The organism is Butyrivibrio sp. CB08, from assembly GCF_003625485.1.
Classification (GTDB): Bacteria; Bacillota; Clostridia; order Lachnospirales; family Lachnospiraceae; genus Butyrivibrio.
In genome coordinates this window covers 194701-206851 of record NZ_RAIR01000004.1, presented here as the reverse complement: position 1 = coordinate 206851, position 12151 = coordinate 194701, and the positions used below count along the sequence as shown (strand labels likewise).

General features: G+C 44.7%; 13 protein-coding genes. 12 read left to right on the top strand and 1 reads right to left on the bottom strand.

The genetic code is table 11. The features are described 5' to 3' along the window. Positions 1-22 precede the first annotated feature (22 nt). From hrcA to thiI, 8 genes are all read left to right on the top strand, one after another. A complete protein-coding gene (gene hrcA / locus D6855_RS09020) occupies positions 23-1054 on the top strand; it encodes a heat-inducible transcriptional repressor HrcA (RefSeq protein ID WP_120740201.1) in 1032 nt (343 codons plus the stop codon). Positions 1055-1120: 66 nt separating this feature from the next. After that, positions 1121-1753 carry a nucleotide exchange factor GrpE gene (gene grpE, locus D6855_RS09015; protein WP_120740406.1) on the top strand — a complete coding sequence of 211 codons (633 nt, stop codon included), beginning with the start codon at positions 1121-1123 and terminating at the stop codon, positions 1751-1753. A 65-nt stretch (positions 1754-1818) separates the two neighbouring features. After that, positions 1819-3699, top strand: a complete 1881-nt coding sequence (gene dnaK / locus D6855_RS09010) for a molecular chaperone DnaK (protein WP_120740199.1) — start codon at positions 1819-1821, stop codon at positions 3697-3699. 78 nt (positions 3700-3777) lie between these two features. Next, positions 3778-4956: a molecular chaperone DnaJ gene (gene dnaJ, locus D6855_RS09005; RefSeq protein WP_120740197.1), complete on the top strand. Its 1179-nt coding sequence runs from the start codon at positions 3778-3780 to the stop codon at positions 4954-4956. Positions 4957-5132: 176 nt separating this feature from the next. Continuing rightward, positions 5133-6170, top strand: coding sequence for a 50S ribosomal protein L11 methyltransferase (gene prmA, locus D6855_RS09000; RefSeq protein WP_120740195.1), 1038 nt, complete (start codon positions 5133-5135; stop codon positions 6168-6170). Further along, positions 6170-6928 carry an RsmE family RNA methyltransferase gene (locus D6855_RS08995; protein ID WP_120740193.1) on the top strand — a complete coding sequence of 253 codons (759 nt, stop codon included), beginning with the start codon at positions 6170-6172 and terminating at the stop codon, positions 6926-6928. The genes prmA and D6855_RS08995 overlap by 1 nt, the downstream gene beginning before the upstream one ends. Positions 6929-6935: 7 nt before the next feature. Continuing rightward, positions 6936-8093, top strand: a complete 1158-nt coding sequence (locus D6855_RS08990; RefSeq protein WP_120740191.1) for a cysteine desulfurase family protein — start codon at positions 6936-6938, stop codon at positions 8091-8093. Between the two features lie 11 nt (positions 8094-8104). Next, positions 8105-9307: a tRNA uracil 4-sulfurtransferase ThiI gene (thiI, locus tag D6855_RS08985; protein WP_120740189.1), complete on the top strand. Its 1203-nt coding sequence runs from the start codon at positions 8105-8107 to the stop codon at positions 9305-9307. 79 nt (positions 9308-9386) lie between these two features. On the opposite strand, the gene D6855_RS08980 is transcribed toward thiI, so the two are convergent. Beyond that, positions 9387-9617 carry an HPr family phosphocarrier protein gene (locus D6855_RS08980; protein ID WP_024866396.1) on the bottom strand — a complete coding sequence of 77 codons (231 nt, stop codon included), beginning with the start codon at positions 9615-9617 and terminating at the stop codon, positions 9387-9389. A 66-nt stretch (positions 9618-9683) separates the two neighbouring features. On the opposite strand from D6855_RS08980, the gene mtaB reads away from it, so the two are divergent. The 4 genes from mtaB to D6855_RS08960 all read left to right on the top strand — a co-directional run bounded on the left by mtaB (position 9684) and on the right by D6855_RS08960 (position 12098). After that, entirely contained in the window at positions 9684-11036 is a 1353-nt protein-coding gene (gene mtaB / locus D6855_RS08975; RefSeq protein ID WP_120740187.1) for a tRNA (N(6)-L-threonylcarbamoyladenosine(37)-C(2))-methylthiotransferase MtaB, read from the top strand. A gap of 91 nt (positions 11037-11127) precedes the next feature. Next, complete coding sequence (locus tag D6855_RS08970; protein ID WP_120740185.1) at positions 11128-11403, top strand: IreB family regulatory phosphoprotein; 276 nt, start codon at positions 11128-11130, stop codon at positions 11401-11403. After that, positions 11403-11828 (top strand): Holliday junction resolvase RuvX, encoded by a 426-nt coding sequence (gene ruvX / locus D6855_RS08965; protein ID WP_120740183.1) that lies wholly within the window; start codon positions 11403-11405, stop codon positions 11826-11828. The genes D6855_RS08970 and ruvX overlap by 1 nt, the downstream gene beginning before the upstream one ends. A 6-nt stretch (positions 11829-11834) precedes the next feature. Next, positions 11835-12098, top strand: coding sequence for a DUF1292 domain-containing protein (locus tag D6855_RS08960; RefSeq protein WP_120740181.1), 264 nt, complete (start codon positions 11835-11837; stop codon positions 12096-12098). Positions 12099-12151: the final 53 nt, after the last annotated feature.

The following is a 12151-nucleotide window of genomic DNA, read 5'->3' as shown; positions in this document are numbered from 1 at the left end:
TAAGCATAGGAAGAGGTGCAGTTTGGAACTTGATGAGAGAAAAAGGATCATACTTCATGCAATAGTTAAGAACTATCTGGAGACAGGAGAGCCTGTTGGCAGCCGTACTATCTCCAAGTACACAGATCTTAACTTGAGCTCCGCCACCATCAGGAATGAGATGGCAGACCTTGAGGAGATGGGACTTATTTTGCAGCCCCACACTTCAGCTGGTCGTATCCCTTCAGATCAGGGCTACAGAGTTTATGTAGATGAGATGCTAAGGGACAAGGAAAAAGAAGTTGAGAACATGAAGGAGATGCTTCTTGATAAGGAAGAGAAGCTTGAGAACCTTCTTAAGCAGGTGGCTAAGACACTGGCGATTGATACCAACTATGCCACAATGATCTCTGCTCCTCAGATCCGCAAGAACAAGCTCAAGTTCATCCAGATCTCCAAGGTTGACGATGAGCATCTGCTTGCAACCATTGTCATTGAGGGCAATGTCATCAAGAACAAGATCATTACTGTTGACGAAGTATTAGATGACGCCACGATGCTCAAGCTCAACATTCTCATGAATACAAGGCTTGACGGACTGGCTGTTGAGGATATCAACCTTGGCCTTATTGCTGCAGTCAAGCAGGAGGCAGGTATCCACAGTGAGATTATCGGTAACGTGATCGACGCAGCTGCTGAATCAATTACAGCTGATGAAGATCTTCAGATATACACAAGCGGCACCATGAACTTCTTTAAGTATCCTGAGCTTACTGATTCAACCAAGGCCAGTGAGCTTATCAGCACCTTTGAGGATACCAGCGATCTGTCCAGTATCGTTGAGGATACATTATCTGCAGAGAGCGGAGAGACAGGCATTCAGGTTTACATCGGAAACGAGACACCTGTACAGGCCATGAAGGACTGTAGCGTTGTTACTGCAACCTACGAGCTTGGCGATGGAATGAAGGGTACCGTTGGAATTATTGGACCTAAGCGAATGGATTATGACAAGGTTATTTCAACTTTGAAAAATATGCGACATGCGCTTGATGATCTATACAAGAAAGACTAGTAACTTAAGGAGGCATTAGATTTGAGCGAAGCTAAAAAGACCGCTTCTGCCAAGGGAGCTAAGCCCATGGACAAGGATAAGGAAGAAGTCCTTGAGAACATCATGGAGGAACTTGAGCAGGAAGCCAAGGATAAAGAGAAGGCTGCAGAGGAAACTCCTGTAGAGGAGGCAGCTGCCAAGGAGCCTTCCGAAGCTTCAGAAGAAGCAGAAGGCACTGAGGAAGATAAAAAGAAAGGGCTCTTTGGTAAAAAAGAAAAGAAGAACCCACTTCAGGAAAAAGTCGATGAGCTCAACGACAAAGTTCTCCGCCAGATGGCAGAATTTGAGAACTTCAGAAAGAGAACAGACAAAGAAAAGGCACAGCAGTTTGAACTTGGACAGAGCAATGTACTTGAGAAGCTCCTTCCAATAGTAGATAACTTTGAAAGAGGCCTTGCAGCAGTTCCAGAAGCTGAAAAAGATGGAGCTTTTGCAGATGGCATGAACAAGATTTACAAGCAGCTTATGACAGAACTTGAGAATCTTGGTGTAACCCCGATTGAAGCTGTGGGAAAAGAGTTCGATCCTAACTTCCACAACGCAGTAATGCAGGTTGAGAGTAGTGAATACGAATCAGGAATAGTTGCACAGGAACTTCAAAAGGGATATATGTTCCACGATACCGTGCTCAGACACAGCATGGTAGGTGTTACGCCGTAAGGGCGAGGAAGTATTTCGCCATACCGCATATATAGAATAGAGAGTTAATTACGGAGGATAATAAAATGAGTAAGATTATAGGTATCGATCTTGGTACAACAAACAGCTGCGTAGCAGTTATGGAAGGTGGTAAGCCCACCGTTATCGCAAACGCTGAAGGCGCTAGAACAACTCCTTCAATCGTTGCATTCACCAAGAATGGTGAGAGAATCGTTGGTGAGCCTGCTAAGCGTCAGGCAGTAACCAATGCAGACAACACAATTTCATCAATCAAGAGAGATATGGGTACAGACAACGGTCGTACAATCGATGGCAAGAAGTACTCACCTCAGCAGATTTCAGCAATGATCCTGCAGAAGCTTAAGGCAGATGCAGAACAGTATCTCGGCGAAAAAGTTACAGAAGCAGTTATCACAGTACCTGCATACTTCAACGACGCTCAGCGTCAGGCTACTAAGGACGCTGGTAAGATCGCAGGTCTTGAAGTAAAGAGAATCATCAACGAGCCTACAGCAGCAGCTCTTGCTTATGGTCTCGACAACGAGAAAGAGCAGAAGATCATGGTTTATGACCTTGGTGGTGGTACATTCGATGTATCTATCATCGATATCGGTGACGGTGTTATCGAAGTTCTTTCAACAAACGGTGATACACACCTTGGTGGTGATGACTTCGACCAGGCTATCATCAACTGGATGGTTCAGGACTTCAAGAACAAAGAGGGCGTTGACCTTTCAGGCGACAAGATGGCTATGCAGAGACTTAAGGAAGCAGCAGAGAAGGCTAAGAAGGAGCTCTCTTCTTCAACAACAACCAACATCAACCTTCCTTTCATCTCAGCTGGAGCAGATGGCCCTAAGCACTTTGATGTAGACCTTACAAGAGCTAAATTCGAAGAGCTCATTCATGATCTTGTAGAGAGAACAGCAATCCCTGTACAGAACGCTATGAAGGACGCTGGTCTTACAAACGCAGATATCGGAAAGGTTCTCCTTGTTGGTGGATCAACACGTGTTCCTTGCGTAGTAGAGAAGGTTAAACAGCTCACAGGCCAGGAGCCTTCTAAGAACCTCAACCCTGATGAGTGCGTAGCTATCGGTGCTGGTATCCAGGGCGGTAAGCTTGCTGGTGATGAGGGCGCTGGTGACATCCTTCTTCTTGATGTAACACCTCTTTCACTTTCAATCGAGACAATGGGTGGTGTTGCTACAAGACTTATCGAGCGTAACACAACAATTCCTACCAAGAAGAGCCAGGTATTCTCAACTGCAGCTGACAACCAGACAGCCGTTGATATCAATGTTCTTCAGGGTGAGAGACAGTTCGCTAAGGACAACAAGTCACTTGGACAGTTCAGACTTGATGGAATCCCTCCAGCAATGAGAGGTGTTCCTCAGATCGAGGTTACATTCGATATCGATGCAAACGGTATCGTTAACGTATCAGCTAAGGACCTTGGAACAGGCAAGGAGCAGCACATCACAATCACAGCTGGTTCTAACATGTCTGACGAGGATATCGATAAGGCAGTTAAAGAGGCTCAGGAGTATGAGGCTCAGGACAAGAAGCGTAAGGAAGGCATCGACGCTAGAAACGATGCAGATTCATTCGTATTCCAGACTGAGAAGGCTCTCCAGGATGTAGGCGACAAGATCGACGCATCTCAGAAGCAGGTAGTTGAGGACGACATCAAGGCCCTCAAGGAGACACTTGAGCAGACTAAGGATAAGGAGCTTTCTGACTCTGAGATCGATTCTCTTAAGAGCCAGAAGGAGAAGCTCATGAACGATGCACAGGCACTGTTCGCTAAGATGTATGAGAACGCACAGGGCGCAGCTGGTGCACAGGGTGCAGGCCCAGACATGGGACAGGCAGGTCCTGACATGAACGCTTCTTCATCTGCAAACGACGACAACGTTGTTGACGGAGATTACAGAGAGGTTTAATCCCTCACATAAAAAGTGATATACTCATAGCCAGGCGAAGAAATTCGTCTGGCTATTAAGAGACTTATAAGGAGTATTATGGCAGAGCAGAAACGCGATTATTATGAAGTCCTTGGTGTTGGCAAAAATGCTTCGGACGAAGAGATAAAAAAAGCATACAGAGTCCTTGCTAAGAAGTATCACCCTGATATGAATCCTGGTGATGAGTCTGCTGCTGAGAAGTTCAAGGAAGCTTCCGAGGCTTATGCTGTACTTAGTGACCCTGAGAAGAAGCGCCAGTATGACCAGTTCGGACATGCTGCATTTGAAGGCGGAGCCGGCGGATTTGGCGGATTCGACTTTAATGGTGCAGACTTTGGCGATATCTTCGGTGATATCTTTGGAGACTTCTTTGGAGGCGGACGCTCAAGAGGAGCCACAAGAAACGGCCCATCTAAGGGAGCTAACCTTCGTGCCAGCGTGCGCATAACCTTCCTAGAGGCTGTATTTGGCTGTGAAAAAGAGCTTGAGCTTACCATCAAGGATCCATGCCCAACCTGTCACGGAACAGGCGCTAAGCCAGGTACATCGCCACAGACCTGTACTAAGTGCGGTGGTAAGGGACAGATCGTTTATACACAGCAGTCATTCTTTGGAACAGTCAGAAACGTTCAGACATGTCCAGAGTGTGGCGGTACTGGTAAGGTAATTAAGGATAAGTGTACTGACTGCCACGGAACAGGATATATTGCCAGCAGAAAGAAGATCAAGGTTACAATTCCTGCAGGTATAGATAATGGTCAGAGCGTAAGGATCAGAGAAAAGGGTGAGCCAGGAATCAACGGCGGACCAAGAGGAGACCTTCTTGTAGAGGTTGTGGTTTCAGATCATCCTATCTTCCAGAGAGAGGGCTTCAACATCTACTCAATGGTTCCTGTATCCTTTGCAGTAGCAGCTCTTGGCGGAACAGTTCTTATCGATACTGTTGATGGCAAGGTGGCATATGACGTTAAGGCTGGAACCCAGACAGACACAAGAGTAAGACTTCGTGGCAAGGGTGTTCCATCTCTTAGGGACAAGGAGCAGAGAGGAGATCATTACGTAACTCTTGTAGTTCAGGTTCCTGAGAAGCTTTCAAAAGAGGCAAAGGAACTTCTTAAGAAATTCGATGAGAAGACTGGCGACTCCCTTACAGCAGCTGAGAGACTCATGGGCGGAGATGATAACGAACCTGTGAATCCAAACGGCGGTAAGAAAAAGAAAAAGTTTTGGGAATGACCGCGTGAATTGTAGATAAGCAGCAGCTAAGAAATATGAGAGTATGCAAACTTGTTTGCGTATACTCTTATATTTCTTGGCTGATATTTGTCGAAAGACGTGTGTTGCGGAAATGCGCAGCATTTTCGCAACTGCTTATCTACAATTCTTTTTTCGTTAAGCAAAGGAGATCTACCATGAAGTGGATGAGATTTAGGATTAGGACCAATGAAGAATCTGAGGACATTATCGTTAGCTACCTTCAGGACATAGGCCTTGAGGGAGCGCAGATCGAGGACAATGTTCCACTTTCTGCTGCAGACAAGGAGCAGATGTTTATCGATGCCCCTGAGCTTGAGCCTGATGAGAAGGGCCCATCTATTGAAGCGGGCGTGGCATATCTTAGTTTCTTCTTAGAGATAGATGACAACAATATGCTGACAGTGGAGCTCCCAAATGATGAGGGCGAGGTAGTAGCTACCAAGAAGACTCCTGAAGAAATGGAAGAAGCCATTAAGGAATCTTTGGAAGAGCTTAAGAGCTTTACAGACATCGGAGATGGCACTATTTCTGTATCTGTAACAGAGGACATAGACTGGATCAATAACTGGAAACAGTACTTTCATAAATTTTATATTGATGATATACTTGTAATTCCTTCCTGGGAGAAAGAGTCCAAGGAAGACGAAGAGAAGGCAAACATGGTGCTTCACATAGATCCTGGTACAGCCTTCGGAACAGGAATGCACGAGACAACACAGCTTTGCATCCGTATGCTGAAAAAGTATGTGACCAAGGATACAGTTCTTTTGGACGTAGGAACAGGAAGCGGAGTATTATCAATCCTTGCTCTTATGTTTGGTGCTAAGCATGCAGTTGGAACAGACCTGGATAAGTGCGCGGTTCCTGCTGTAAAAGAAAACATGGAAAACAACGGCATCTCAGAAGACAAATTCGAGATGATGATTGGAAATATAATCGATGACAAACAGGTTCAGGACAAGGTGGGCTACGACAAGTACGACATCGTTGTTGCCAACATCCTTGCCAACGTCCTTGTTCCTCTCACCCCGGTTATCTTAGATAACCTTAAGAGCGGTGGTATCTATATCACTTCAGGTATCATCGATACCAAGGAAGAAGAGGTTAAAAAGGCTCATCTTGATGCGGGTCTTGAGATCTTAGAGATCCACCATCAGGGCGACTGGGTTTCAATTACTTCGAGGAAAAACTAATGTATCATTTTTTTGTAGAGAGCTCTCAGGTCTCTTCCGATTTTAAGGAAGTGACCATCACGGGCAGTGACTACAACCACATAGCAAACGTCCTTCGAATGAAGGTGGGAGAGCAGTTTTCCGTGAGCATCCTTTCTGATGATTCGGGAAAAGAGCTCTTTTACGAGATCTCATCTTTTGAAAATGAGAGCGTTGTAGGTAAGCTCTGCTTTATTGAGGAGAACGGACACGAACTTCCCTCCAGGATATATCTATTCCAGGGGCTTCCCAAGGTTGATAAGATGGAGCTCATCATCCAGAAGGCAGTTGAACTTGGAGCCTACAGGATAATCCCAATGTCCACCAAGAGATGTATCGTCAAGCTTGATGAGAAAAAAGCTGCTTCAAAGATAAAGAGATGGCAGGCTATTTCCGAAGCTGCAGCCAAGCAGAGTAAGCGCGGCATTATTCCGGAAGTTGAAATGCCCATCACCATGAAGCAGGCCATAGAGTATTGCAAAAATGAAGGCATTGATGTTAAACTCATACCTTATGAAAATGCTAAGGATATTTCTTTTACCAAAAAAGTCATTGAGGGCATTGAACCAGGTAAGAGCGTAGCAGTATTTATAGGTCCTGAGGGCGGATTCTCTGAGGATGAGATCGAGCTGTGCCTGTCAAACGACATACAGCCAATCACTCTTGGAAAGAGGATCTTAAGGACAGAGACTGCAGGATTTACAGCCATTTCATGGCTTATGTATCACCTTGAGAGGTGAGGAGATTATGATAGCGTATTTAGATAATTCAGCTACAACAAGGGCATACAAGGAAGTCGCTGAGCTTGTGGCTAAGGTAATGACAGAAGAATATGGCAACGCCTCAAGTGTTCATCACATGGGAACTGTTGCAGCAAACAGACTCTTTGGGGCAAAAGAGACTATCGCCTCCACTTTAAAAGTTGACCCCGCCGAGATCTTTTTTACCTCAGGCGGAACTGAGTCTGATAACCTTGCAATAATCGGCGGAGCAAGAGCCAATGCCTGGAGAGGCAAGCACATCATCACAACCAGCATTGAGCATCCTGCGGTACTTGAGACCTGCGAGGCTCTTAAAAATGAAGGCTTTGAGATCACATATCTTCCAGTTAATTCAGAGGGAGTTGTAAGCCTTGAGGAACTTAAGAATGCCATAAGAGAAGATACCATCTTAGTTTCCATGATGATGGTAAATAACGAGATAGGCGCAGTTGAGCCTGTTTCAGAAGCGGGGAAACTGATCAAGTCCATTAATGAACAGATTCTTTTCCATGTGGACGCTGTTCAGGGCTATGGCAAGCTGGTAATAAGACCAAGATCCATGAACATAGACCTTCTGTCTGTTTCAGGTCACAAGATCCACGGACCTAAGGGAGTTGGCTTTTTATATATCAAAAAGGGCACCAAGATCAAACCCATTTGCTATGGCGGTGGTCAGCAAAAGGGCATGAGATCAGGAACTGAAAACGTTCCTGGAATAGCAGGAATGGCGCTGGCAGCCAGCATGTGCTATGAGGATCTTGATAACAAGAACGCCAGAATGTACGAGCTTAAGAAATATCTTATTGATTCTCTCAAGGAGAGGATTGCAGATATTAAGATAAATGGCCCGGAGCCTGATAAGGGAGCACCACATATCGTCAGCGTTTCCATAAGGGGCCTTGCAGCAGAGACTATCCTTAACATGCTAAGCAGCAAGGAGATCTACGTTTCGGCCGGATCTGCCTGCACTTCCAACAACCCTCACATTTCAGATACACTTCAGGCAATAGGTCTTGAGAGGGATCTTTTGGAATCAACCATAAGAGTCAGCATGTCACAGGAAACAACCAGGGAAGAGATCGATTATCTCTTGGACACACTTGAGAGTCAGGTGGAGACCATGAGAAAGTTCTACAGACATTAAGGGAGAATAGAATGCAGTACCATGCTTTTGTAATCAAATATGCAGAGATAGGAGTTAAGGGCAAGAACAGATACATCTTTGAGGATGCCCTTGTTAAGCAGATAAAAAGAGTTCTCGGAAAGTGCGACGGAACCTTTGAGATATCCAAGACTGCAGGACGAGTATATGTTGAGGGAAAAGATTTTGACTTTGACGAGACAGTATCTGCCCTTCAGACAGTTTTTGGAATAACAGGAATCTGTCCTGCTGTTTCAATCGAGAGAGACGGAGAGAACCACCTTCCTGACGTTAATGGTGTATGTCAGGCAGTTATTGACTTTGTGGACGGTGTATATCCTGACAAGAACAAGACCTTCAAGATCAAGGTTAGAAGAGTTGATAAGAGCTATCCTATGGATTCCATGGAGATGGCCGCTGAGATCGGTGCTCAGGTGCTTGATGCTTACGACACCATGAAGGTTGATGTACACAACCCTCAGGTTCTTATCAATGTTGAGATCAGAGAAAAGCTCAATATCTTTTCAGAGATCATCCCAGGTCCTGGCGGAATGCCAATAGGAACTGCCGGCAAGGCAATGCTTCTTTTATCTGGAGGAATCGATTCTCCTGTAGCTGGATACATGATCGCAAAAAGAGGTGTAGACCTTGAGGCTATTTATTTCAATGCGCCACCTTATACCAGCGAAGCTGCCAAGCAGAAGGTTGTTGACCTTGCGGGAGTTATTGCAAAGTACACAGGAAGCATCAAGCTTCATGTCATCAACTTTACAGATATTCAGATGTACATTTATGAGAAGTGCCCTCACGATGAGCTCACTATCATCATGCGCAGATACATGATGAAGATTGCAGATATCATCGCTGGTAAGACCGGATGTCTTGGTCTTATTACCGGAGAGAGTATTGGACAGGTTGCGTCCCAGACCATGCAGAGCCTTATGTGTACTGGAGAGGTGGTAAGAGACATGCCTGTTTACAGACCACTTATTGCTTTTGATAAGCAGGACATTGTAGATATTTCTGAAAAGATAGGTGCCTACGAGACATCAATCCTTCCTTACGAGGACTGCTGTACTATCTTCGTTGCAAAGCACCCTGTGACCAAGCCAAGACTTGATGTTATTGAGAGACACGAAGAGAACCTTGTAGAGAAGATAGATGAACTTGTTCGCATTGCACTTGAGACAGACGAAATAATTGAGATCAAAAAATAAGCATAAAAAAAGACCATCCTAAGAAATATCTTAAGATGGTCTATAATAATCTTTTTTAGTAGATCTGATCAAACAGTGATCAGACCATGTAAGGCTTCAAGATCTCGAGAACCTCATCTGCGCCGTCTTCTGCATGGATGTTAAGATCGATTGGCTTAGAAAGATCCAATGAAAAGATACCCATGATAGACTTAGCATCGATAACGTATCTTCCAGAAACGAGATCGAAATCATAATCGAACTTCGTAATATCGTTTACAAAAGATTTAACCTTATCGATAGAATTAAGTGAAATTTTAACTGTCTTCATTGCGCAAATACCTCCTTTTCTTCTTAATAGTAAACGTAAGATTGTAAAAAGTCAATGAGATAAAGTATGGAAAATAACATAAAAGGCTTAAAGGTAGCCCTTCACAACCTTGGATGCAAAGTAAATAGTTATGAAATGGATGTCATGATACAAAAGCTTGTGGACGCAGGCTGCATTATTGTGCCATTTAACGAGAAAGCGGATGTCTATATCATCAACACCTGTACAGTTACAAACATCGCTGACAGAAAGTCTCGTCAGATGCTCCACAGGTCCAAAAAAGAAAACCCTGATGCAATTGTTGTAGCAGTTGGATGCTATGTTGAGACAGGGATCGAGGGAGTTAAAAAGGACGAGGCCATCGACCTTGCCATCGGCAATAACAAGAAGTCAGAGATTGCCAGCATCCTGGATGAGTTTGTGGCTGCAAGAGGCGACTACGACGATAAGACCATGGGCGGAAAGTCCATGATCGATATAAATCACACAGATATCTACGAGGAGATGAAGCTTACTAATCTCCCTGAACATACAAGAGCCTATATCAAGGTTCAGGACGGCTGCAATCAGTTCTGCACCTACTGCGTTATCCCTTATGCAAGAGGAAGAGTAAGAAGCAGAGAGATGGAGGATGTCCTTACAGAGATCACAGATCTTTCGGGGAAGGGCTGTAAGGAAGTAGTAATAACCGGAATCCATGTTGGTTCTTATGGCGTAGATAAGGGTCAGCCAATGCTTGTTGACCTGGTTGAGAAGGTTGCTGAGATTCCTGGCATTGAGAGAATAAGACTTGGTTCCATAGAGCCAAGGTTTATCACAAAAGAAAACGTGGACAGGATGGCTAAGATCGATAAGCTCTGCCCTCATTTCCATTTGTCTCTTCAGAGTGGATGCAATTCTGTTCTTAAGAGAATGAACAGACATTATTCAGCAGAGGAGTTTAAAGAGTCTGTAGCTCTTTTGCGAAAGGCCTTTGACAGACCTGCCATCACCACAGATGTAATCGTGGGCTTCCCAGGGGAGACGGAGGAAGAATTTATTGAGTGCAGAGATTTTGTCTCAGACATTGAATTCTACGAGATGCACGTGTTTAAGTACTCTCCAAGAAAGGGCACTGTGGCAGCAGGAATGGCTGACCAGCTCACTGACAGAGAGAAGTCTGCAAGAAGCGATGTGCTCCTTGATATCACTGACAGGGATTCCCAGAATTACAGGAAGGGATTTATTGGTCAGGAGCTTTCAGTTCTCTGGGAGGATGAGGAAGTTCACGGAGGCAAAACCTATATGATAGGTCATACTGACAGGTATGTCAGAGTGGCTGCCTGCGAAGGGACTAAAGAGTACGAAAAAGCCGTATCTGGGGAGCTTTCAAGGGTTACACCAAGAGCTATGCTGAGCCCCGATACATTGCTTATTTAAAATTTCTGTTATACAATTAAATTAACTATAGTGTCACGAGGCTTTAGAGGGCGAGCCCCTTTAGAAAATACATTTGGAAAGGTTATGCGATATGCCAGAGCAGGATTTAGGTAATACCCAATTTTTTAAAGTAGAAGTTGAGCCAGAGACAGGTGTTAAAAAGGTACTGTCTGTTGTTTACGACGCTCTTTTAGAGAAGGGCTACAATCCGGTAAACCAGATCGTAGGCTACATCATGTCTGGAGATCCAACCTACATCACAAGTCACAAGGGTGCAAGAAGCCTTATTATGAAGGTTGAGAGAGATGAGCTCGTTGAGGAGATGCTCACCGAGTACATCAAGAGCAACGATTGGGCTAGAAAATAATGCGAATCATGGGACTTGATTACGGGTCCAAGACCGTGGGAGTTGCCATTAGCGACGAGCTTTTGCTGACTGCCCAGGGCAAAGAAATCATCCGTAGAAACGAAGAAAACAAGCTTCGAAGAACTTTAGCGCGCATTGAAGAACTTATTCAGGAATATGGGGTAGAGAAGATCGTCCTTGGACTGCCCTTAAACATGGATGAGTCGGTCTCTGAGCGCTCACAGTTATGCCTTGAATTTAAGGAAAAGATTGAGAGAAGAACTGGAATTCCCGTGGAGATGCTTGACGAGCGACTTACAACAGTTGCTGCGGACGAGATCATGGATGAAGCGGGCATTAAGGGTAAAAAGAGAAAAGAATACGTTGATATGATTGCAGCCCAGATCATCCTTCAGGATTATCTGGACAACAGATTAAAAAGGTGACTTATTTTGGAAAAGATTATGTTTAGTCCCGATGGGGAAGAAGCGGTTGAGTTTTATTGTTTGGAACAGACTGTAATAGGTGCTAAGACCTATCTTTTAGTAACTGATGAAGAAGACGGAGATTCAGAAGCGCTGATACTGCGCGACGACTCCGATATGAATGATGAAGAGGCAGTTTATGTCATTGTGGACGATGACCAGGAGCTCGAGGCAGTTGCTGGTGTATTTCGTAAGCTGCTCTCTGAGGATGGCGTAGATCTGGATATTTAACGGGCAAGGGGTTTATATCTCTTTCTATGCATCCGCCAATTAAATGGAGGAAT

Bases quoted from the DNA above. Each gene is read 5' to 3' on its own strand.
- grpE (WP_120740406.1), top strand. From the start codon at position 1,121: ATGGACAAGGATAAGGAAGAAGTCCTTGAGAACATCATGGAGGAACTT.
- dnaK (WP_120740199.1), top strand. From the start codon at position 1,819: ATGAGTAAGATTATAGGTATCGATCTTGGTACAACAAACAGCTGCGTA.
- dnaJ (WP_120740197.1), top strand. From the start codon at position 3,778: ATGGCAGAGCAGAAACGCGATTATTATGAAGTCCTTGGTGTTGGCAAA.
- prmA (WP_120740195.1), top strand. From the start codon at position 5,133: ATGAAGTGGATGAGATTTAGGATTAGGACCAATGAAGAATCTGAGGAC.
- D6855_RS08995 (WP_120740193.1), top strand. From the start codon at position 6,170: ATGTATCATTTTTTTGTAGAGAGCTCTCAGGTCTCTTCCGATTTTAAG.
- D6855_RS08990 (WP_120740191.1), top strand. From the start codon at position 6,936: ATGATAGCGTATTTAGATAATTCAGCTACAACAAGGGCATACAAGGAA.
- thiI (WP_120740189.1), top strand. From the start codon at position 8,105: ATGCAGTACCATGCTTTTGTAATCAAATATGCAGAGATAGGAGTTAAG.
- D6855_RS08980 (WP_024866396.1), bottom strand. From the start codon at position 9,617: ATGAAGACAGTTAAAATTTCACTTAATTCTATCGATAAGGTTAAATCT.
- mtaB (WP_120740187.1), top strand. From the start codon at position 9,684: ATGGAAAATAACATAAAAGGCTTAAAGGTAGCCCTTCACAACCTTGGA.
- D6855_RS08970 (WP_120740185.1), top strand. From the start codon at position 11,128: ATGCCAGAGCAGGATTTAGGTAATACCCAATTTTTTAAAGTAGAAGTT.
- ruvX (WP_120740183.1), top strand. From the start codon at position 11,403: ATGCGAATCATGGGACTTGATTACGGGTCCAAGACCGTGGGAGTTGCC.